Genomic DNA, 22,373 nt, shown 5'->3' on the forward strand with positions numbered 1-22,373 from the left:
TTATAATTTCTTACCACATTCTTCTAGTAAAATTGTGATAATTTGGTAATGATCTTCTAGCATTTTATCACACATATTTTCAATAGTTGAGTCTAAAGCCATCCATTTAGTATCCGCGGCATTAACTTCTGGCAAGCTTGGCCACTCATCAAAGACAAACAACCCAACATGGCTAATTGTTCTTCCTCTTACTGAACGCTCAGGATAGTCAAAAACTTTTTCACAGCGTTTTGCTACAGCAAGCTGCTCCTCTGATAAGCTGATATTTGTCTCTTCAATTAATTTTCCAATTATAGCTTGTGAGATAGTTTCATCACACTCTAAAAATCCTCCTGGTAGTGCCCATAAACCTTTACCAGGAAAGCCTTTTCTCTGCACCATAAGAATATGATCATTTACTATAACTAAAGCATCAACTGTCACAAAGTTTGGATTAAAAGGAGCATTTTGCCATGATCTTTTATATTCTATAACATAATTATTTTCTGCAACCAAGTCTTGATATACCTCTGAATGCATAAACTGTATCAATAAATTATAAGTGCCTAATTTAGGATCATCACTACACATGTATTGTTTTAATATAATACCCTTGTAGAGCTTTTTCCTGAATTCAGTAGCATTATAGTCCTTATAATTATCAACTGGAATATAGTCCCATTCAGGAAAACTTTTTATGTAATAACTAGAGCTATCTTTTATGTACCCAGCAATAGCAATACTTTCATTATTTTTAGCGTGCTTATAAACGTTTTTACGCAACACATCTTGCCACTTTTGTTCTTGATAAAAGAAATCAGCCAAAGGTTCTATCGCTACGATATCTAAATCAATTCCAGCAATTTGCAAATCACTCTTTATCATCTGTTTTCTTTGCTCAAAAGAAAAAGGATTTTTTATATTTGGCGCATTAAAAGAGCTGCCAACATTTATGATAATTTTTTTACTCTTTTGAAGTGCCACCGATATATTATGTAAATGACCTTTATGAAAAGGCTGGAACCTACCTACAAAAACTGAAATATCATACATCTATTCACCTATGTATTTAATACTTGGGCTTGAGTCTGACTATCATAGACTTTATCATCTGATGGCGCTGTCATTTGAGTGTAATCTTGCTGTTGAACTTGGTTAGTGCTAGTTTTTTGTTGCTCTAAAGAGTTATCAATAGTTCTATCGTATGAACCAAAGCCAAAACCACTTTTCTTCGAACTTAACAGTCCTCCCAAGCTAGATCTGCCATTTTTAGCACTTGCTTCTGAAGATACTAGATTGGCCTCAGCTTGTTTAGCAATTTGAATATTATTATCATTCTTAAGTTCGGTATTATTTAAATCTTTACGAATATCACTCAAGATTCTAACTCCTTCATCTATATGATTTGGAGCTAGAGTTTTGCCATCACTAGTAAATACTGCATTGACCTTAACCAAACTTGATAATTCGTCTACTTTACGAGCCAGTATCACAAAAATTAAATCTTTTTTAGTATCTTTTACTGTTATTAAATGTCCAGATAAAATCTCATCTTTCTCGGCTGTGATAACATAATTATCAGGGTGCTCTTTGAAATAATTGTCTAAAAGATTAATAGTTATCGACAAAGGTTCTCTAAAGACAAGCTTTAATGAACCTGTGTCATCATATACAACACTAATTGAAACTTTTGATATTTGATCACTAATAATCTTAGCCATATCAAATTTAATCGAGTAGTTTGGTGGCAGCATTTGCTTTTGTGCTTCTGTTACTTGTGAACTAGCGTAATTATTATCACCATCTGGAAGTTTTAATGCCGGTTTTATCTTTTCACCATTTAGTCCAGTTGGAATTTTTAGTGCTGGTTCTTCTGAGACTTTTACTCTTGCGTAATCATACTTTCTATTTCTAAATGGTGATCCACTTATAGTATCTGTCAAGTTCTCATAAGAAAAATCATTTTCAACATTACTAGTAATACAACTTTGCAGTAACATGCCAAGACTCACTAAAATAACAATCTTGATAGTATTTCTCATTTTTTAGTAATACAACTAGCTAATTAAATTGACTTATCATTATAGCACAGTGCTATAATAATATAACAAAAGCTTTAAATAATAAGATATGCAAAATCAATGAAAGACAATTTATTTATATATTTACAATATCTACTTCCACATGCTATGACTTCACGTTTAATTAGCAAACTTGCTGATTCAAAAAATAAAATTATTAAAAACTATTTGATAAATCTTGCTATTAAAAAATTCAATATTAATTTAGCTGAAGCTAAAGAAACCGATATAAGCAAATACCCTTCTTTCAATGATTTTTTCATAAGAGAACTAAAAGATGATTTAAGACCACTATCTAGTGACAAAAATATTATTTCATCACCAGCAGATGGCATATTAAGTCAATTCGGCACTATAAAGAATAATAGTTTAATTCAAGCTAAAGATAGACTCTTTTCATTAAAATCATTAATTGCTGCAAGTTCAACAGCTGATTTTACTAAATTTGCAACTATTTATCTTTCACCAAAAGATTATCATAGAGTACATATGCCTATAGATGGTATGCTTACAAAGATGGTTTATGTTCCAGGCAAACTTTTCTCGGTTAATAAAACAACAACTAGTAGGATTGATAATCTTTTTGCAAAAAATGAAAGGCTCATTTGTTATTTTGATACCGTAATTGGAGAAGTTGCTGTAATTTTTGTTGGAGCTCTTTTAGTTGCAGGTATAGAAACCGTATGGCATGGTAAAGTCGCTCCAAATTACTACAAAGGTATACAAACTTGGGACTATAGTTGTGATAAATTTAATGTTAGATTCAACAAAGGCGATACTCTTGGATGGTTCAACTTTGGCTCAACAGTGATTGTTTTAACTTCTGGAAAGAATGTTAATTTCAAATTTGATGAAAATCAAACTAACATCAAAATACAGGTCAATCAAGATTTAGCTTTAATTGCAGAATAAAGATTCATATTTATCCAGCAGCGGCTAAAAATATTTGTCTTGTTGATTTTATTTGCCTTGCATTGGTTTACATAAGCAATTTCTCTTTTTTGTTCAATATGTTCATCAAGAGATCTAAACCTAGGTGGTAACTTAATATCAAATCTTTTAGCCCATTTTCTGATAGTAACATGCTTAAAGCCTAAAACTTTTTCAGCATCTTGATAACTTAAGCCTTCTCTTTGACACCTTAATAAGATCTCTTTAGCTGAACATTTAAATCTATTTTTAACAATTTGCTCAAAATTACCAGAATATTGATTCGCCATATAATGAGTCTCCTCAAACTTATAAAATTTAATGTGAATGACTCCCCCTGAATTATTCATCTTACAGCTTTTATTATTTGCAACAACCTTTTTACAGCAATTATTACAATTTAAACTTTTTATTAAATTTATTTATTGTATAAATTAATTTTTAAATAGATAGTCAAAAACAAAATAACGTGAAGCATAATTTTAAATTTAGTAATGAACTTTAATGATACCACAAAAAATTAATAAAGCGTAAATATTTATAGATAGATTTATTTATAATTTTGTTTATTATTTACAATTCTACTTACAAACCTGAACCAATAAAATTAATTTTGTAAGATTTAGGTTATGCTAAAGGAATTATACCTGCTAAATAAGGTGTTGAAGTACATGCATTTCGATCTAAATATTCATTACCATTCGCATCTTTCTTGATTGGACATTCATTTTTGACTACGCATGACATTAGAGTCATTGAAAACAATCCAATTAATATAATTTTAAAAATATTCTTTTTCATAACTATTATCTCCTATAAATATGCTACTGCTGAGATTGTTTATTTGCAGGGATTGGCTCATATGTTGATACACACGAAGCTAATATGCATGAAACTAAAACAATCGCGATGACCTTTTTCATAATTATCTCCTTACAGTTTTAAATTACAGTCTAATTGCCTTGAATTTCAAATAACTAGACTAACAATTAAACTTATATCATACAAAAAAAGGTAATTTAAGCTTTTATTTATATTTTTTAGATATTTTTTAATTGTTTTATTTATTTTTAACTTCATATTTACATATTCAACCACTATAATTTGTTGATTATAAATTTTTATGGATTGAAGTTCATAGATGGATATAAACCATATTTTAATGACTGTATTAATGGCAGTTATTCCACTTATTTTTGCAATCACAATGCATGAAGCTGCTCATGGCTTTATAGCCAAAATTTGTGGTGATAATACAGCGTATAAACTAGGCAGAGTAACATTAAACCCTGTACCTCATATTGATCCTCTTGGGTCTATTTTATTTCCAGGATTAATGCTTATTTCGTCAATTTCGTTTGGCTTTCCTTTTATTTTTGGTTGGGCTAAACCTGTTCCAATCGACTACTCTAAACTCAAAAACCCTAAGTTAGATATGTCTTTAATTGCTATTGCTGGACCATTAGCAAACTTAATAATGGTATTTATTTGGGCAATAGTAGCAAAATACGTAACTCTGCATCCTTATATTCAAGGGATGGCTTTTTATGGAATAATGATCAATGTAGTATTAATGGTTCTAAATTTACTACCAATTCCACCCCTGGATGGTAGTAGAATTATCTCCTCTTTATTACCAGTAAAGTTAGCATATAAATATAATAGTATAGAAAGATATGGTTTTTTTATTATATTAGCATTGATTGTTATCCCTTTTAACGGTTCAAATCTACTATTTTTTATAATGAAACCATTCATAACAGCAGTCATAAGTTTAATTCAATTTATAATTTTCTAAAAATCACATTGAATTTGACTGTCTTTCACTATCTTTTCAAGAATCAATTTTTATCAAAATTTAGCAAAATTAGTATATAGGTATTGATTTAGTAGAATATAATTAATCAAATATTAAGTTTATAAAATTAAATGACAAATTTGTACAAAGTTGCAACCGCACTTGTTGAAGCTAAATATAAAAAATGGTGTGCTTGACATACATAGTAATAAAAGGTAGAAAAAACTAAAATAGCTAAAAAATAATAGTTACTTCTTAACCTATTTCTCTCTTTTGATTGATATTATCTTATCCTAAAATATAACTTACCAAAAGGAATTATATAAGGAATTTCATAATAGTTATTGACACCTCCATATGTCATCGTCAAGTTAACTACGTTTTCTGTTTGCGACAGAACCCTTTCTTCAACTTACTTTAATATTTGCAACAACATATGAATTTTAAATCTGCCATATAAAATATTTTAATATTTATAAAATTATGTTAAAGTTTAAATTGCAAACTAGTAAGTGAATATTTATTTTAACTATAGAATATAGGAGAATAATAATGAAAAAAAGTTTAGTTGGCATGTTAGGTTTAAGTTTAATCGCTCCAGCAGCAGCTATAGCAGAAACATCATTTACTATTAAGAACGATGTTAATGGCACAAAAATTTCAACTGTGAGTGAGATAACAAGAGACTGTGCAGTAAAAAGTAACGATGGAAAAACATTAAAAATAACTTGTGATGCTAATATATTACCTAATAACATCCAATTTACTATAGAAGATAATAAAGGTAATAACATAGGGTTTATCAATGCGTCAAATCCTATATACGGAAGCGCAGTGGTAGAATTGAGAGATCCTAAAAATGAAGGAGTACTTTCTACTTGCTACGCATCCGGCAAATGTGTAATAGGAGGAGCTATTGATAGCAAGCACTCATCAGGCAACTACTTAGTTACCCATACAGAGGGAGATGGAAACATTATTTTGATTAAGAATATTGAAAAATAGATTTTTTTGGTATGTTATTAATAATTAGCTAAAATATATAAAATTACTTTTAATTATACTTAGAAACAGCATAACTTTTAGATACTATTATAAAATAAGTAACTCTGTAACGATTAATTGAATACTATATCAAAGAGGTTTATTTAACTTCAGCATCTGTTATAAATATCAATAATTTGTTTATATTTTTTTAACCCAATAAGTTTGTCTTTATAATAATGCGACTAATAATATCAATAAGTTTATTAATGATAACTATCAAAATAACTTTAAGGTTTACCCCTTAAGCTTTTGGGAATATCTTAGACTAGAAACAATAGCCATATATAAAGCTTTTCTAACTATTTTCCTTCCATCAAAAATAAAACTTTTATTTTACCATGTAATTTATCACTAACTCTATTATAGGAAAACTCCATCTAATGCTACCAACCGCTTCTTATTAGCGATTTTGAGTTCTGGTAAATATCCTATAAAAGTCTGTTGATTTAACCATTGTTTTAATAGAAATAAGCTGGCTGAGCGTAAGTCGAAGCCTTATTTTACTTAGATTGAGCCCACTTTTCCTCTACCTTATTATATCAAGGAAAGGGTAATATACTAAAAAAGAGTTTAAATTACATGACTTTAAAGCAATACAAATATATAATAAAAAAATAAAAATAAAAATAAAAATAAAAATAAAAATAAAAATAAAAATAAAAATAAAAATAAAAATAAAAATAAAAATAAAAATAAAAATAAAAATAAAAATAAAAATAAAAATAAAAATAAAAATAAAAATAGTATGTCAGCAAGACAATTATTAGAAAATTTATCATCATTGATATCTCAACTAGAAAAATGCGTCGAAGAATACATTTCATACAATGAAAAAGCTAAGCAGAGTATATTTCATTTTCATCATAGACATAGGCAATCAGGTTTAGATAGAGCTAATTATTTATTAAATTTCCTGAGAGATTTGAATCAAAAAGTTAATGCATCACAAGATTCTGATGCTCGATTACCAACTTATGAAAACCAACTAATTCAAGAACTACAATCATTTGTATCTAAAACAGGAAGATATAGAGATTTTACAGGTCTAATAAAGGTGCATCCTAATTCTTGTTTAACATATATAATACATGCGCTATATACTAGTTTTGGATTAGTGAAGACCGATATTTTAAAAGACTTTCTTCATACAATATTGCATAATAATAATAAGCTACATGATACTACAAGAGAACATGATAGAAATGAAATTAAGAGGAAAATATGGAACTATCCTACTATTATTAATAGAGCTAGTAGTATAGCTTCAGAAGCATCGATAGTATCAAGATCAAGTGAATTATCAGATACGAAAAGGGGTGTTCAAGCAAAAGAAACATGGGAAATTTATCGTAACAACAAAAAATGTGCAGTATCCTGTCAGCATGCAGCACTTTTATGGGCGCTTGAAGGAACAAATGTTGAAGTAAGTAAAAAAAGTATTTCAAAAGCAATGCATGAAGGAGATAGATGGAAACCTCCTGCTGGAAATCTTAATTACAAAAAAAATCCTACTGAAGCATATCAAAAATATTTTGGCGTTGATTTAGTTGAGACTGGAATTGCTCCTCAAGGAGAAATTAGCGTTTTTCAATTTATGCAAAATCAAAAATCTGGAACAGCATTTTTAATTCGATCTAATGTTGATCATGAACTTGGTCATATTTCTTATATAGAAAAAGATACAAATGGTATTGTTAGACAATCAACATGGGGACCTTCCAGATCATTATCATTACCTAATCGAATAGAGACGTTCATGATGGGGTTAAAACAAAATCAATTTGGAGATTTTATTGTGTATAAGTATCACCAATTAAGATGAGACTCCAAAACATATTTAGTAGTGTACTAACTTAGCATTTGATGTATACTTGTAACTCACCTTACGCAAGATTTACAATTTAAGCTAAAAAGCTTAAGCTATATAATCATGAATCGATTAATTCAAAAAATGAAAGAGGATCTTTTAGATTTATATACGGATTATCTGATAAGTCAGACTAATCAAGCAACAGCGACGAAGCTATCAGATATATTAGATAATGAAATATCACATGATAAAATCACACGTTTTTTGAGAGATTTAGATTTTACAAGCTTAGAGCTATGGAAGTACGCAAAGCCTCTAGTTAGAAACAAGATGTTTTGTGTCTAGATGACACTATTAGTGAAAAGCCAAGTACAGATGAAAATGATGTAGTATGTTGGCATTATTCCCATGCAAGTTCATCGCATGTAAAAGGGATCAATATAGTTTCTTGTATGCTTGGCTCATCAAATCTATCAATTCCTATAAGCTATGAGATAGTTAAAAAAGATTAAAGTTATTTTGATGAGAAAGATAAGAAATATAAACGCCGCTCAAAGCTAACAAAAAATCAGATGTTTCAAAGCATGATAAATCAAGCTGTTAGGAATAATGTAAAATTCAGTTATATAATTAGCTGATAACTGGTTTTGCTCTAAGGATAATATAAACTTTATACATCACAATTTATCTAAAAGATTTATTCTAGGAATTAAGTCAAATAGACTTATAGCTTTAAGTGATACAGCTAGGAAACAAAAAGATTTTGTTAAACTTTGTGAACTAGAGATTGCTGATGGAGAAATTTTAAAGTTATGGCTTAAAGATGTAAATTTTCCTGTACACTTTAACTAAGAAGAATTTCACAAACGAAACTGGTACCAAAGTTTATTTATATTATATCTTATAACGAATGACTTAGAAATAGATTCTAAACAGTTTTATCATGACTACCAAAAAAGGTGGCAAATAGAGGTTTATCATAAATCAATAAAACAAAATGCATCATTATTAGCCTCACCTATGAAGGTCGAAAAAATCCAGAGAAACCATACTTTTGCTCTTTAATAGCTTTTTGTAAACTAGAAATGTTAAAAATAAAAACATCTTTAAAGGGGCTGTTGAAAGCTTACCCAATTTGTGTGTTTAAAGCTTAATTCTTTAACGCTGTGCATCTTAGGCCACTATTCTAAAGTTTTTCTTTATGTTTTATTAATATTTCTGATATTTGGATACACGTATCCTAGTTCAAGCACAAATTGAGTGGGTCAAGCACTACAAGTCGCTTAAGATTGAAGCAAATAGATTTCATCAGTTCAGCAAAGTGATTTTTTGAAACTCCTCTATATCTAACACGTTTATCCTGATGAGCAAACACTCTTTCATAAGGTGAACGTATAGCACTAAACCAACTGTCTTGATCATGATTTTTACCAAGCATATTATTCTTCTTTATAGCTTTAAGGTCACAACAGTTATCCCTGGCAGTTTTGTTAGCATATTTTGTACAGTATCCCTTATCAGCATAAATCGCACCACCATCAGGGCAAACATATTTTATACCCTTTGCGTCTGTAACATTGGCAGGTGTCACAGCTACTTTATTAATCAGTCCACTCTGCATATCTACACTAGTATGTTTCTTATAACCATACCAAAATTTATCTTTACCTTTACAGCCTATACGTGCTTGCTTATCTATAGCTACTTTAGGAAGTATTTCATTATTTAACTTTTCATATTTCTCTTTGATAGCTTTATCTCTTTCTTTCCAAAGATTAGCTTTAGCTATTAAGTGACTAGCATCAACAAAACTAAAGACTTCATTGATAAATCCTTGTTGTTTTAATTGCTTTCTTAAATCATTAAAAATTTCCGATATAAAACGAGTACCTATATTCTTTCTAAATTTACAAAATACACTATGATCGGGAGTTTTTTCTAATAATGTAAATTCACAAAACCATTTTGCTGCGTTATTTTCTTGTAGATATTTCTCTAATTCTCTATCGCTAAGATCTTCCATAAATTGTAATAGCAAACATTTAAATAAACGTAGCATTCCATAACCTTTATAAGGGTTATCTTTTTCAAACTTCTTTAATTTCTTAGCAACATTTTTAAAATTCCAAATCGATACAAACTTACGATATATATGATTTCTCGGTACTAAGTCATTAAGACTTATCATCTCTAGTTGATTCATCAGATAAGCATATGAAAATTAATATAACTATATTTTAACAAATATTATTCTATATATGGCTAGTTTTCAACACGCCCTTAAATCATTTTGCTTTGAAGTATAAATTGATAGTTAAAGCAAATGCTATCGCTTTAAAGGAACTAAGAAAAATTAAAAACCAAATAAATTTCGCGTAAGGTGAGTTATTAAGATATATCTAATTTGTTGAGCCATAAATACAAAAGCCCCTAGTAAAGGAGCTTTAGATTGCTTATCACGATAAGTCTTCTGATATTTCAAAAGAATGGCGACTACCTACTTTCACCTGGGCAATGCCAGACTATCATCAGCGTTTTGTAGTTTCACTTCTGAGTTCGGAATGGATTCAGGTGGTTCCTACAAGCTATCATCGCCAAAACTGTGTTTGGACATAAAAATATTTAACAATTCAGCATAGAAATAGACTTAAGTCTCTCGGATCATTAGTACTGGTAAGCTTCATACATTACTGCACTTACACACCCAGCCTATCAACGTCGTAGTCTCCAACGTTCCTTACCGATTTACATCAGAGAGATCTAATCTTGAAGGAGGCTTCACGCTTAGATGCTTTCAGCGTTTATCCCGTCCGAACGTAGCTACCCGGCAATGCTTCTGGCGAAACAACCGGAACACCAGTGGTTCGTTCACTCCGGTCCTCTCGTACTAGGAGCAACTCTTCTCAAATCTCTAACGCCCACGGCAGATAGGGACCGAACTGTCTCACGACGTTCTGAACCCAGCTCGCGTACCACTTTAAATGGCGAACAGCCATACCCTTGGGACCTGCTTCAGCCCCAGGATGTGATGAGCCGACATCGAGGTGCCAAACTCCTCCGTCGATATGAACTCTTGGGAGGAATCAGCCTGTTATCCCCGGAGTACCTTTTATCCGTTGAGCGATGGCCCTTCCATTCGGAACCACCGGATCACTAAGACCTACTTTCGTACCTGCTCGAGCCGTCACTCTCGCAGTCAAGCGCACTTTTGCCTTTATACTCTTGGCACGATTTCCGACCGTACCGAGTGCACCTTCGTACTCCTCCGTTACTCTTTAGGAGGAGACCGCCCCAGTCAAACTACCCACCATACACTGTCCTCGAATCTCTCCTGAGTTAGAACTTCAAATATTCAAGGGTGGTATTTCAAGGTCAACTCCACAACTACTGGCGTAGCTGCTTCTTAGTCTCCCACCTATCCTACACATAAATATTCAAAGTCCAGTGCAAAGCTATAGTAAAGGTTCACGGGGTCTTTCCGTCTAACCGCGGGTACACTGCATCTTCACAGCGATTTCAATTTCACTGAGCCTCTGGTGGAGACAGTGTGGCCATCGTTACGCCATTCGTGCAGGTCGGAACTTACCCGACAAGGAATTTCGCTACCTTAGGACCGTTATAGTTACGGCCGCCGTTTACTGGGGCTTCGATCCAGAGCTTCGCTTGCGCTAACCCCTTCAATTAACCTTCCAGCACCGGGCAGGCGTCACACCCTATACTTCATCTTACGATTTCGCAGAGTGCTGTGTTTTTGATAAACAGTCGCAGCCACCTGGTATCTGCAACCCCCAACAGCTCAAAGAGCAAGTCTCATCACCATCAAGGGCACACCTTCTTCCAAAGTTACGGTGTCATTTTGCCTAGTTCCTTCACCAGAGTTATCTCATAGCCTTAGTATTCTCTACCTACCCACCAGTGTCGGTTTACAGTACGGTCGCTTATACAATATACTTAGAAGCTTTTCCTGGAAGCATGGTATCAATAGCTTCGTCAAACAAGTTTGACTTCGTCTCGTATCTCAGATCAACAAGATGCCGGATTTGCCTAACACCTCTACCTACATACTTTCACCTGGACAACCATTCGCCAGGCCTACCTAACCTTCTCCGTCCCTCCTTCGTTCATATAAGCGGCACAGGAATATTAACCTGTTTCCCATCGACTTCACTCTTCAGCTACGCCTTAGGGGCCGGCTTACCCTACGTTGATTAACATTGCGTAGGAATCCTTGGGTTTTCGGCCAATAAGAATCTCACTTATTTTACGTTACTCATGTCAGCATTCGCACTTCTGATACCTCCAGCAAACTTCTCAATTCACCTTCATCGGCTTACAGAACGCTCCCCTACCAATATACTAAATATATTCCGCAACTTCGGTGCATAGCTTAGCCCCGTTAAATCTTACGTGCAGGCCGACTCGACCAGTGAGCTATTACGCTTTCTTTAAAGGGTGGCTGCTTCTAAGCCAACCTCCTGGCTGTCTGGGCCTTCCCACTTCGTTTCCCACTTAGCTATGACTTAGGGACCTTAGTTGGCGGTCTGGGCTGTTTCCCTTTCCACTACGGACCTTAGCACCCGCAGTGTGTCTCCCGTGATTAAACTTCATCGTATTCTGAGTTTGCATCGAGTCAGTAAGGTCGTAAAACCCCCATCGTCGAAACAGTGCTTTACCCCAATGAGTTATACACGAGGCACTACCTAAATAGTTTTCGGGGAGAACCAGCTATCTCCGTGCTTGATTAGCCTTTCACTCCGATCCACAGCTCATCCCATACTTTTGCAACAGTATTGGGTTCGGTCCTCCAGTTAGTACTACCTAACCTTCAACCTGGCCATGGATAGATCGCGCCGGTTTCGGGTCTACTCCTAGCGACTAGTCGCCCTATTAAAACTCGCTTTCGCTACGGATCCCTTATTCAGTTATCCTCGCCACTAAAAGTAACTCGCTGACCCATTATACAAAAGGTACGCAGTCACATGTCTAAATCATGCTCCTACTGCTTGTATGCAAGCGGTTTCAGATTCTATTTCACTCCCTTTATAAGGGTTCTTTTCACCTTTCCCTCACGGTACTAGTTCACTATCGGTCATTCAGGAGTATTTAGCCTTGGAGGATGGTCCCCCCATATTCAGACAAGGTTCCACGTGCCCCGTCCTACTTGTTCGTATGCTTAGTTCCATCTCGATTATTTCGTATACGGGACTATCACCCTCTATCGTCAAGCTTCCCAACTTGTTCTACTATAATTAAGACTATATCATACCAGGCTCTTCCCACTTCGCTCGCCACTACTACGGGAATCTCAATTGATTTCTCTTCCTAAGGGTACTTAGATGTTTCAGTTCCCCTCGTTCGCCCTACACCCTATATCGAGTGAGTGACTAGGTTATCCTAGCCGGGTTCCCCCATTCGGAAATCTCCGGGTCATAGCTCATTTACCAGCTAACCGAAGCTTATCGCAGATTATCACGTCCTTCATCGCCTCTGAATGCCAAGGCATCCACCGCTTGCACTTATTTTCTTAAGTCTATTTCTATACTAAATTGTTAAATATCTCTATCTTCATGTAAATAAAATATTGGTGGAGCCAAGCGGGATCGAACCGCTGACCCCCTGCGTGCAAAGCAGGTGCTCTCCCAGCTGAGCTATGGCCCCAACTAAACCTAAAATGGTGGGTCTGAGTAGACTTGAACTACCGACCTCACCCTTATCAGGGGTGCGCTCTAACCAACTGAGCTACAGACCCGTATCTTATTCACACTAAAATATATTATCTACAAACACCATGCTAAATCACTTGATCAGCAATTAAAGCTTTTTTCTTATTCTTCGTATTTCCGTTAAGGAGGTGATCCAGCCGCAGGTTCCCCTACGGCTACCTTGTTACGACTTCACCCCAGTCATGAATCACTCCGTGGTAAACGCCCTTTCGTTAAGCTATCTACTTCTGGAGCAACCCACTCCCATGGTGTGACGGGCGGTGTGTACAAGACCCGGGAACGTATTCACCGCAGTATTCTGACCTGCGATTACTAGCGATTCCGACTTCATGCAGTCGAGTTGCAGACTGCAATCCGGACTAAGAGTACCTTTTTGAGTTTCGCTCCAGATCGCTCCTTCGCAGCCCTCTGTAATACCCATTGTAGCACGTGTGTAGCCCTGGTCGTAAGGGCCATGATGACTTGACGTCGTCCCCACCTTCCTCCGCCTTGTCAGCGGCAGTCTCAATAGAGTACCCAACTTAATGATGGTAACTATCAATAGGGGTTGCGCTCGTTGCGGGACTTAACCCAACATTTCACAACACGAGCTGACGACAGCCGTGCAGCACCTGTCACACAGTTCCCGAAGGCACCAATTCATCTCTGAAAAGTTCTGTGGATGTCAAGACCAGGTAAGGTTCTTCGCGTTGCATCGAATTAAACCACATGCTCCACCGCTTGTGCGGGTCCCCGTCAATTCCTTTGAGTTTTAGCCTTGCGGCCGTAGTCCCCAGGCGGAGTACTTATCGCGTTAGCTGCGCCACTAGAGCCTTTACACCGACTCCAACAGCTAGTACTCATCGTTTACAGCGTGGACTACCAGGGTATCTAATCCTGTTTGATCCCCACGCTTTCGTCCCTCAGTGTCAGTATCAGTCCAGAATGTTGCCTTCGCCATCGGTGTTCCTTCTGATCTCTACGCATTTCACCGCTACACCAGAAATTCCCCATTCCTCTACCATACTCTAGTTTGCCAGTATCAAATGCAGTTCCAAGGTTGAGCCCTGGGCTTTCACATCTGACTTAACAAACCACCTACAGACCCTTTACGCCCAGTAATTCCGATTAACGCTTGCACCCCCCGTATTACCGCGGCTGCTGGCACGGAGTTAGCCGGTGCTTATTCTTTGGGTAACGTCCTCCCCACAGGCTATTAACCCATAGGCTTTCCTCCCCAACTAAAGTGCTTTACAACCCTAGAGCCTTCTTCACACACATGGCATTGCTGGATCAGGGTTGCCCCCATTGTCCAATATTCCCCACTGCTGCCTCCCGTAGGAGTTTGGGCCGTGTCTCAGTCCCAATGTGGCTGATCATCCTCTCAAATCAGCTATGGATCGTAGCCTTGGTAGGCCCTTACCCTACCAACTAGCTAATCCAACGCAGGCTCATCCATCTGCGACAGCACAAAGGCCACCTTTAATCCACAGATATTATGCGGTATTAACAGTCGTTTCCAACTGGTATCCCCCTCAAATGGGTAGATTCCTACGCGTTACTCACCCGTCCGCCACTCGTCAGCAACTAGCAAGCTAGTCCTGCTACCGTTCGACTTGCATGTGTTAAGCATGCCACCAGCGTTCAATCTGAGCCAGGATCAAACTCTTCAGTTTAAATCAATTTCTGACTCTAACTACTGTTACTCAAATTCTTTAACAAAGTGTTTGTATATAATATATCTCTTAAATATCAACTAGAAACTCTCGCCTCTCAACAACTAACATCATCCGTCAGCCGGTGAAGACACATAATACACATCACCTATCAACAACGCAAGTACTTTTTCGAAAATTTTTTACCTTTTTATAAAATCTTTTGATAAAACTTGATATCCAATAAATAACTTATCAAAAAGCAAACAATAAAATAGGTTCCATGAACAAAAAAATTGAATAAAGCAGTTAAGTATATTTAAATAGTTTTGTGAAACAAAAAAACATACTTAACATATATGGAATATTACATATCAGAAACAAATTGGTCAACTATTTTAACTTTTCTAACAGCTCAAAAAGGATTGCATACAAAAGATGTAGTTAAGCTTAGAAGATTCATAGAAGCAGTGTTTTTTATCTTAAAAACAGGAGCTCAGTGGAAATATCTTCACAAGGATTATGGTAATAGTAGAGCCATCCATAAGCGTTATAAATACTGGGCTGACAAAGGTGTTTGGAATAATCTAATGACTTATGTTTCAGACATTGATTCACAACAGTTCATGATAGATTCACTATCTGTTAAAGCACATGCGTGTGCTAGTGGTTATGAGATAAATGGTAATGAAATCAATGCTTTGGGTAGAAGTGTGGGTGGCTTAACAACAAAGATTCATACTCTTACAGATGCTTTAGGAAATCCCGTTAGATTTATAATAACTGCTGGTAATGTCCATGATATTGTACCCTCACAACAACTCTTAGAAGGAATAACAAATGCTTATATTCTTGCTGATAAGGCATATTTCTCTGAAGAAAATATAAAATTCCTTGAGGAAAATAAAAATAAACCAGTCATTCCTGCTAGAGAAAACTATACCAAAGGCCATAATGTTGACTGGCATATTTATAAGGAAAGACATTTGATAGAGAACTTTTTCTCTAAAATTAAGCATTTTAGAAGGGTTTTCTCTAGGTTTGATAAGACTTGTTCTGCTTTCCTCGGCTTTATAGCATTAGCAAGCACCTTTATTTGGCTTAGATGATTTTTTTGTTCATGGAACCTAATAAAATATTAATAGTTGATTAATTTTTATAACATAAACTTCTTTTCTTTTATGTTTGTTAAATAATTATTATTTTTTGCTAGTAATTACATTTGACTAACTAACCAATTGACTTAATATTTACCCTATTAATTTACTTACTTAAATAGGATGATAGTAAATAAATAAATGAATAAATTAATTACAATAATTCATCTTAATAAAACAATCATTTTATTTCTTCTATTAGTAGTAGCAAGTAATTGTTATTCGAATCAGTATCCTATAATAATCCCCCATCATGCAGGAGGTGGTGAATATCCTGAAAATACCTTATATGCTATTAAAAGAGATATAGATGATGGATTTAGCTACATAAATATTACTCTAGAACTATCAAAAGATAAAATACCCATTCTCTTTTATGGTTTTGATCTCGCTAAAACAACAAATGGTAATGGTAATCCCGAGAATTTTACAGTTGCTGAATTAAAAAAATTAGATGCTGGATATAATTTTAAAAAATTAGGATTAGTAGGTTATCCATTTAGAGATAAAGGTATAACTATCCCAACATTTAGCGAAGTTCTAGAAATTATCCCAGATAATACGATTCTAATAGTTGATATCAAAACAAACAAATACAAATCTCTTATAGACTCTTTGTGCAAAACACTAACAGCCATTCAACTTAAACAAATAATTTTCTATTCAACAAATGCAGACATAATTAAATATCTAAAAGAGAAAATTCCTAATGCAAAAGTCTTTCAAAATAGAGATACAACAAGATTAATGCTCTTAAATGCTTATACTCATCACAAATTACAAAAGAACTTTTTAATCTCACGCGATATTCAATGGATAGCTTTTGAGAATGAGAGAAACATGCAAGTCTGTGAATCCTTTACCCTTGGAAAAGGATGTAATAACGTTTCTTTTAAGAATTTATGGAATAAGAAATTATTAGATGATATTAAAAAAATTAACAATAATATAAATGCCGTAATGATCGCAGTAAATACTCCCAAGGAATATATTTATGCACAGGACATTGGTATGTTTGGTGTATATACAGACCACCCAAGACTTTTAAAATCTAGCACAGTAACTAAAACTTGAAAATTAGTGGTGGGTGCTGAGGGGTTCGAACCCCCGACCCTCGCCTTGTAAGGGCGATGCTCTCCCAGCTGAGCTAAGCACCCAATTTGAAAAATCGTAAAATGGCGGAGAGGAAGAGATTCGAACTCTCGATAGGGTTTAACGCCTATACTCCCTTAGCAGGGGAGCGCCTTCAGCCACTCGGCCACCTCTCCTAAACCATGTGGAAAATAATTGTATATGAATAATATATAAAATCAAGTAAAACATTATAAAATCTTTCAACTTAAAATAATTAATACTTCTTTATCAATGACATTTTAGTTATAACTTATTTTGTTAACTTATATTTATTCATAATAAAAACTTACCTAAGTTAACTATTTAAGTGGTGTTAACCCTTGTGTTTGGTCAAAATGTATCAAAGCATCAAACTGATATGATAGGTGTGAAAAATAATAATGGCTCATACGTTCTGTTTCAGGACTATAAATAACTCCTATAGCACGTTGTAAGTGAGACAATTTTAACAACTCTGTTACATAATTTTTTTCACGGAGATTTACTAAAAAGTTTTTTTCATTAAGTTGATGGAAAAGCCATTCATAACTACCTTTAAGAGGTGAGTTTATAAGTTTGTATTCAGCTTTCCCTCCCCACTTACTAGCGGCTGTAACCACGCCAACAGCGGTAGAAAATCCTAAGGAAAAACTAGTTGTATTAAAGCGTTCTCTTACTAATTGACCTAAATTTACTTCTTGACGCTCTGACATTTCTGTTGCACGAGCATCTCCTATATGAGAATTATGAGCCCACACTATTACCTTAGCAGGTTTATTGGTTAATGTTTCTAAATGAGACATAATATTCTGCAAGGTATCAGCCATATGTTGGTCACGAATATTCCAAGTATTTTGATTAGCCTCAAACATAGCCCTGTAGTAATTCTCTGCATTTTTAACTACACGAGCATTTTGCGTCATGTAAAATTGTTGCTCTTTAGAATCAAGATCATTTTCAATATTTAGTTTTTGATAAGCCAAGTAATAAGCCTCTATCAACTGTGTAGTAACATCAGCTGAACAAGATTTTTTTAATTTTTTTTCAACTGCATAGCCATAAAGTTGCGGATCAATATGCGCATGATCAAAACATGCATAGCGTTTAGCTGCTTTTTTTGCCGCCTCTGGGTCATGCTGTTCTAAGTAATTGATAACTGCTTGTGCAGCCTCAGTTAAACAATATAAGTCAAGTCCATAAAAACCAATTTTATCAGATTTATCTTTATAGTTGTCGTTATACTGTCGAAGCTGTTGTATAAACTCTACCATATCAGTGTTGTACCACATCCATCGAGGAAAACGCACAAAAGAATTAAGAGCCTCTTTTGCGTCATCAATTCTACCTATACCTTGACAATAATGGTGAATAGGATACGCACTAGTCCAATCTCCTTCAATTGCTATTGCTTGGAATCCTTTTTCTTGAATAAGATATTTGCTTAATTTCATACGGACCTGATAAAACTCCGTTGTACCATGCGTAGCTTCACCCATAAGAACAATACGCGCATTTCCTATCAAGTCACCAATTTTTTGGTAAGAAGATGTTTTGGTAGCATCAAAAGCTACAACTGTATCATTTAACAATTTGATTATTTTGTTAGAAATAATGTGGGTTTGTTTTGTCATAGACTTACCTTAGCTGTCAGAATGATTTTTGGAGTAGTTGTATAACTTCTTCATCACTTGTCTGATTAAAATTTTTGTACCATTGAGCAACTCCATAAAAGGGTTCTGGGGTTGCTAAGCAAATAACTTCTTCTACTTGCGATGACAGGTTTTGTAGGCTATCTAAACTAGCTACCGGCGTTGCAAGAACTATTTTTTTAGGTTTTAATGTCTTTAACGATTGGATAGCAGCATTGAATGTACTACCTGTAGCAATACCATCGTCTACTATAATTACTGTTTTATTTTTCAGTGACGGTAACTTCTCTCCCTGTCGATAACGATATAATCGTCGCTCTAGCTCTTGTTTTTCCTTTTGCAGTACATGTTGAATTTGTTCTCTAGAAATATTTAACTGTTGGACCAAATACTGGTTGAGTATACAAATATCTTCTTCAGCAATAGCCCCTATTGCAAATTCCTCATTTCCAGGAACACCAAGTTTTCTAACAAGAAAAACTGTCATCGGAAGATGTAATTTATTAGCAATTTCAAATGCAACTGGCACCCCACCACGTGGTAAAGCTAAAACTAAAATATCTTTCTTATCCTTGTACATTATTAATTGCTCGGCTAACCGTTGACCAGCATCGGTACGATCCCTAAACAGACTCATGGATTATTTCCTCAATTGTTTTATTTAACTTACTTTCTGGTAGAGGAATATAATCTTTTTCAATTACTTTTATTATTAAAGGTCTTAAAGTGTTAGAAAAAGATTGATTTAATAACCCGTAAAAATAAGGTTCTGCACACAATATTATTTTTTGATAATTTTTTTGCTTTACCATCTTTTCAACAAATTTTACAATAACCTTTGCAAAATGAAGTTGTTCTTGCTTGTGAGGATCCGATGAGGGAATAAATTTTCTGGTTTGATAATCCCCAGGGCTATCGGTTATTAATTGTTGCGTTTTTAGTCTACTTTGAGGATGTTCCAAATCTTGAATGTGAGTATATTTAATCCCATTTATATCATAGATCTTTGCTTTGCTAGTATTGGTAACTAAAAGTAAAGTCGTTTTTTTCATACTATTTCCCCTTTTTTCGTTTAACTAAAATATGAGAATAATATGGTAAAGTTTATTACTTTATAAACATTATAACTTTCTAACCTAAATTTAAACACCATGTAATACAGCAAAAACCTCTTAATTAAGTTAGTCTGAAAAAGTTAGATTGAGTTAGCATAAAAATATATAACAAATTTCTTGTTCTAAGAATTAATTCTTATTACCTTCTAATAAGGTATTATTTAATAAACTTTTAAAGTTATTACAAAAAACTTAACCCCGTTGTTCGTCTATAGACTTAAATCCTGTAAAAATTTAGCTAAACAAAATAGTGAAAAAACTTTATAATAGCAAAATCATTGTTAATAATTTTAAATTATATTAAGTAATCGAAATGCGAAAGATACTAGTTACTAATGCTCTGCCATATGCTAATGGCGACTTACATTTAGGCCATATGCTCGGCTATATACAATCTGACATCTGGGTTAGATTTCAAAAACTGCAAGGGAATCAATGTATTTTTGTTTGTGGCAGTGATACTCATGGCACTCCAATAATGCTTAAAGCTAAGAATCTTGGCATTACTCCAGAAGAACTAGTTGCAAAATACTCTAATAATCACCAACATGACTTTGCTGATTTTGAAATTAATTTCGATAACTATCACTCTACTCATAATGTCCTCAATAAAGAGATTGTAGAAGATATATATAATAAGCTTAATGAACAAAACCTTATTTCAAAAAAAGCAATAGCTCAAGCTTATGATCCTGAAGCAAAAATGTTTTTACCAGATAGATTTGTCAAGGGTACTTGCCCAAAATGTAAAGCTGAGGATCAGTATGGTGATAGCTGTGAAGTTTGCGGTGCAACTTATGACCCTACAGAGCTTATTAATCCAAGATCTATAATTTCTGGCCAAACTCCGATACAAAAGAATTCTGAACACTACTTCTTTGATTTACCAGCTCTAGAAAAAGATATAAAAAATTGGATAGACTCTAATACCCTGCTACAACCTGAGTTAGTAAATAAATTAACTGAATGGTTTGAACAAGGCTTACAAAGTTGGGATATATCTCGCGATGCTCCTTACTTTGGTTTTGCAATACCTAATACTAATGAGCAAAAATTTTTCTATGTATGGTTAGATGCTCCTATGGGTTATATAGCAAGTTTCAGAGACTATTGTAATAAGAATAATATTAATTTTGATCAATTTTGGGGCAATAACACTAGTAATAGTGAACTTTATCATTTTATTGGTAAAGATATAATCTATTTCCATGCACTATTTTGGCCAGCTATTTTGACTTCTATCGGATATAAAACTCCTACTAGTGTGTTCGCAAATGGTTTTCTAACCGTTAATGGTAAGAAAATGTCTAAATCACGTGGTACATTTATTCAAGCTAGAACATACTTAGATAACCTAGAACCTAGCTACCTTAGATATTACTTTGCTTCTAGGTTAACATCTCGTATAGTTGATATAGATTTAAATTTAGAAGAATTTATCACAAAATCGAATTCTGATATTGTTGGCAAAGTTGTTAATATTGCAAGTCGTTGTGCTGGATTTATTTATAAAAAGTTTGATGCTGTTTTAGCGGTTGAAGTTTTTGATAAAGAACTTGCAAAAGAATTTAGTAACAACCACCAAGCAATCACACAAGCTTTTGAAAAAAGAGAATTTGCAACTGCGGTAAAACTGATTATGTCACTGGCTGACAAAGCGAATCAGTTTATTGATCACCATAAGCCATGGCAGCTATCAAAAGAACAAGGTCAAGAGCAAAAGTTACATCAAGTTTGCTCACAAGGTATAAATATGTTTAAGATTTTAGTTGCTTATCTTAAGCCTATTATCCCTAGTATTGTTGCCGAGGCAGAAAAATTTTTAAATGTAGAATTAGCAAACTGGAATGATGCACCAAAGTTTTTAATAAATCATAGAATAAATAAATTTAAGCCTCTGGCGACTCGTATAGAAAAAGAAAAAGTTAATAAAATTTTAGAGGATACAAAGAAAATGCTAGAAAAAGAGCAAATTCAACAACAAAAACAAACCCCTAAACTAGATATCACTGCAGAATGTAGCTTTGATGATTTTATGAAGATAGATTTACGCGTAGCAAAGATAGTCGAAGCATCAGATGTTGAGGGTGCGGATAAATTACTTAAACTAATATTAGATCTAGGTGGTGTTACAAAACAAGTTTTTGCTGGTATAAAGTCTGCTTACAAACCCGAAGATTTAATTGGCAAGCACACTGTAATGGTAGCTAACCTAGCGCCTAGAAAGATGAAGTTTGGTATCTCTGAAGGAATGATTTTAGCTGCAGGTGATGGTAAAGGTATATATATACTTGAACCTCATCATGGCGCCCAATCAGGTATGCGTGTAAAGTAAGA

The 22,373-nt window shown here is 34.2% G+C and carries 14 protein-coding genes, 4 tRNA genes, 3 rRNA genes and 1 pseudogene; 8 read left to right on the forward strand and 14 right to left on the reverse strand.

Annotated elements, in window-relative coordinates; genetic code table 11:
* Positions 1-1,032, reverse strand: a complete 1,032-nt coding sequence (locus CGC45_RS06660; RefSeq protein ID WP_071629544.1) for a bifunctional nicotinamide-nucleotide adenylyltransferase/Nudix hydroxylase — start codon at positions 1,030-1,032, stop codon at positions 1-3.
* Positions 1,033-1,040: 8 nt separating this feature from the next.
* Positions 1,041-2,021 (reverse strand): hypothetical protein, encoded by a 981-nt coding sequence (locus CGC45_RS06665; protein ID WP_071629545.1) that lies wholly within the window; start codon positions 2,019-2,021, stop codon positions 1,041-1,043.
* 99 nt (positions 2,022-2,120) lie between these two features.
* Between CGC45_RS06665 and asd the strand changes: the two genes are divergently transcribed.
* Entirely contained in the window at positions 2,121-2,972 is an 852-nt protein-coding gene (gene asd, locus CGC45_RS06670) for an archaetidylserine decarboxylase (RefSeq protein ID WP_071629546.1), read from the forward strand.
* On the opposite strand, the gene fevR is transcribed toward asd, so the two are convergent.
* On the reverse strand, positions 2,945-3,280 hold the full coding sequence (gene fevR, locus CGC45_RS06675; protein ID WP_071629547.1) for a transcriptional regulator FevR: 336 nt from the start codon (positions 3,278-3,280) through the stop codon (positions 2,945-2,947). The genes asd and fevR overlap by 28 nt on opposite strands.
* Before the next feature lie 851 nt (positions 3,281-4,131).
* On the opposite strand from fevR, the gene CGC45_RS06685 reads away from it, so the two are divergent.
* The 4 genes and pseudogenes from CGC45_RS06685 to CGC45_RS09590 all read left to right on the forward strand — a co-directional run bounded on the left by CGC45_RS06685 (position 4,132) and on the right by CGC45_RS09590 (position 8,799).
* Positions 4,132-4,788 carry a site-2 protease family protein gene (locus tag CGC45_RS06685; RefSeq protein ID WP_071629548.1) on the forward strand — a complete coding sequence of 219 codons (657 nt, stop codon included), beginning with the start codon at positions 4,132-4,134 and terminating at the stop codon, positions 4,786-4,788.
* 552 nt (positions 4,789-5,340) lie between these two features.
* Positions 5,341-5,793 carry a hypothetical protein gene (locus CGC45_RS06690; RefSeq protein WP_071629549.1) on the forward strand — a complete coding sequence of 151 codons (453 nt, stop codon included), beginning with the start codon at positions 5,341-5,343 and terminating at the stop codon, positions 5,791-5,793.
* A gap of 787 nt (positions 5,794-6,580) precedes the next feature.
* Entirely contained in the window at positions 6,581-7,657 is a 1,077-nt protein-coding gene (locus CGC45_RS06695) for a hypothetical protein (RefSeq protein WP_071629550.1), read from the forward strand.
* Between the two features lie 129 nt (positions 7,658-7,786).
* Positions 7,787-8,799 (forward strand): annotated as a pseudogene (locus CGC45_RS09590) (IS701 family transposase).
* 86 nt (positions 8,800-8,885) lie between these two features.
* Here the strand turns inward: CGC45_RS09590 and CGC45_RS06705 are convergent.
* The 6 genes from CGC45_RS06705 to CGC45_RS06730 form a co-directional block, all read right to left on the reverse strand.
* Positions 8,886-9,848, reverse strand: a complete 963-nt coding sequence (locus CGC45_RS06705) for a transposase (protein ID WP_071628504.1) — start codon at positions 9,846-9,848, stop codon at positions 8,886-8,888.
* A 281-nt stretch (positions 9,849-10,129) separates the two neighbouring features.
* Positions 10,130-10,244: ribosomal RNA gene (gene rrf / locus CGC45_RS06710) — 5S ribosomal RNA — on the reverse strand.
* 44 nt (positions 10,245-10,288) lie between these two features.
* Positions 10,289-13,175: ribosomal RNA gene (locus CGC45_RS06715) — 23S ribosomal RNA — on the reverse strand.
* Between the two features lie 52 nt (positions 13,176-13,227).
* A tRNA-Ala gene (locus CGC45_RS06720) sits at positions 13,228-13,303 on the reverse strand.
* A 14-nt stretch (positions 13,304-13,317) separates the two neighbouring features.
* Positions 13,318-13,394: transfer RNA gene (locus CGC45_RS06725), tRNA-Ile, on the reverse strand.
* Between the two features lie 95 nt (positions 13,395-13,489).
* Positions 13,490-15,023 (reverse strand): 16S ribosomal RNA (locus CGC45_RS06730).
* Together the 16S, 23S and 5S rRNA genes with 2 tRNA genes alongside form the textbook arrangement of a ribosomal RNA operon.
* 338 nt (positions 15,024-15,361) lie before the next feature.
* On the opposite strand from CGC45_RS06730, the gene CGC45_RS06735 reads away from it, so the two are divergent.
* A complete protein-coding gene (locus CGC45_RS06735; protein ID WP_071629399.1) occupies positions 15,362-16,111 on the forward strand; it encodes an IS5 family transposase in 750 nt (249 codons plus the stop codon).
* Between the two features lie 189 nt (positions 16,112-16,300).
* Positions 16,301-17,233 carry a glycerophosphodiester phosphodiesterase family protein gene (locus CGC45_RS06740; protein WP_071629551.1) on the forward strand — a complete coding sequence of 311 codons (933 nt, stop codon included), beginning with the start codon at positions 16,301-16,303 and terminating at the stop codon, positions 17,231-17,233.
* A gap of 7 nt (positions 17,234-17,240) precedes the next feature.
* Here CGC45_RS06740 and CGC45_RS06745 read toward each other — a convergent pair.
* The 5 genes from CGC45_RS06745 to CGC45_RS06765 all read right to left on the reverse strand — a co-directional run bounded on the left by CGC45_RS06745 (position 17,241) and on the right by CGC45_RS06765 (position 19,973).
* Positions 17,241-17,316 (reverse strand) — tRNA-Val (locus CGC45_RS06745).
* Between the two features lie 19 nt (positions 17,317-17,335).
* A tRNA-Ser gene (locus CGC45_RS06750) sits at positions 17,336-17,427 on the reverse strand.
* A gap of 165 nt (positions 17,428-17,592) precedes the next feature.
* A complete protein-coding gene (locus tag CGC45_RS06755; RefSeq protein WP_071629552.1) occupies positions 17,593-18,903 on the reverse strand; it encodes an erythromycin esterase family protein in 1,311 nt (436 codons plus the stop codon).
* Between the two features lie 16 nt (positions 18,904-18,919).
* The gene (locus CGC45_RS06760) at positions 18,920-19,558 is read right to left on the reverse strand and encodes a phosphoribosyltransferase (RefSeq protein ID WP_071629553.1); all 639 of its coding nucleotides are present in this window, start codon (positions 19,556-19,558) and stop codon (positions 18,920-18,922) included.
* Positions 19,545-19,973 carry a host attachment protein gene (locus tag CGC45_RS06765; RefSeq protein ID WP_071629554.1) on the reverse strand — a complete coding sequence of 143 codons (429 nt, stop codon included), beginning with the start codon at positions 19,971-19,973 and terminating at the stop codon, positions 19,545-19,547. The genes CGC45_RS06760 and CGC45_RS06765 overlap by 14 nt, the downstream gene beginning before the upstream one ends.
* 376 nt (positions 19,974-20,349) lie before the next feature.
* Between CGC45_RS06765 and metG the strand changes: the two genes are divergently transcribed.
* Positions 20,350-22,371, forward strand: coding sequence for a methionine--tRNA ligase (metG, locus tag CGC45_RS06770; RefSeq protein ID WP_071629555.1), 2,022 nt, complete (start codon positions 20,350-20,352; stop codon positions 22,369-22,371).
* Positions 22,372-22,373: the final 2 nt, after the last annotated feature.

The organism is Francisella opportunistica, assembly GCF_003347135.1.
GTDB lineage: Bacteria > Pseudomonadota > Gammaproteobacteria > Francisellales > Francisellaceae > Francisella > Francisella opportunistica.

Bases quoted from the DNA above. Each gene is read 5' to 3' on its own strand.
- CGC45_RS06665 (WP_071629545.1), bottom strand. From the start codon at position 2,021: ATGAGAAATACTATCAAGATTGTTATTTTAGTGAGTCTTGGCATGTTA.
- CGC45_RS06760 (WP_071629553.1), bottom strand. From the start codon at position 19,558: ATGAGTCTGTTTAGGGATCGTACCGATGCTGGTCAACGGTTAGCCGAG.
- CGC45_RS06660 (WP_071629544.1), bottom strand. From the start codon at position 1,032: ATGTATGATATTTCAGTTTTTGTAGGTAGGTTCCAGCCTTTTCATAAA.
- CGC45_RS06685 (WP_071629548.1), top strand. From the start codon at position 4,132: ATGGATATAAACCATATTTTAATGACTGTATTAATGGCAGTTATTCCA.
- CGC45_RS06765 (WP_071629554.1), bottom strand. From the start codon at position 19,973: ATGAAAAAAACGACTTTACTTTTAGTTACCAATACTAGCAAAGCAAAG.
- CGC45_RS06705 (WP_071628504.1), bottom strand. From the start codon at position 9,848: ATGAATCAACTAGAGATGATAAGTCTTAATGACTTAGTACCGAGAAAT.
- CGC45_RS06695 (WP_071629550.1), top strand. From the start codon at position 6,581: ATGTCAGCAAGACAATTATTAGAAAATTTATCATCATTGATATCTCAA.
- fevR (WP_071629547.1), bottom strand. From the start codon at position 3,280: ATGGCGAATCAATATTCTGGTAATTTTGAGCAAATTGTTAAAAATAGA.
- CGC45_RS06735 (WP_071629399.1), top strand. From the start codon at position 15,362: ATGGAATATTACATATCAGAAACAAATTGGTCAACTATTTTAACTTTT.
- CGC45_RS06740 (WP_071629551.1), top strand. From the start codon at position 16,301: ATGAATAAATTAATTACAATAATTCATCTTAATAAAACAATCATTTTA.
- CGC45_RS06690 (WP_071629549.1), top strand. From the start codon at position 5,341: ATGAAAAAAAGTTTAGTTGGCATGTTAGGTTTAAGTTTAATCGCTCCA.
- metG (WP_071629555.1), top strand. From the start codon at position 20,350: ATGCGAAAGATACTAGTTACTAATGCTCTGCCATATGCTAATGGCGAC.
- CGC45_RS06755 (WP_071629552.1), bottom strand. From the start codon at position 18,903: ATGACAAAACAAACCCACATTATTTCTAACAAAATAATCAAATTGTTA.
- asd (WP_071629546.1), top strand. From the start codon at position 2,121: ATGAAAGACAATTTATTTATATATTTACAATATCTACTTCCACATGCT.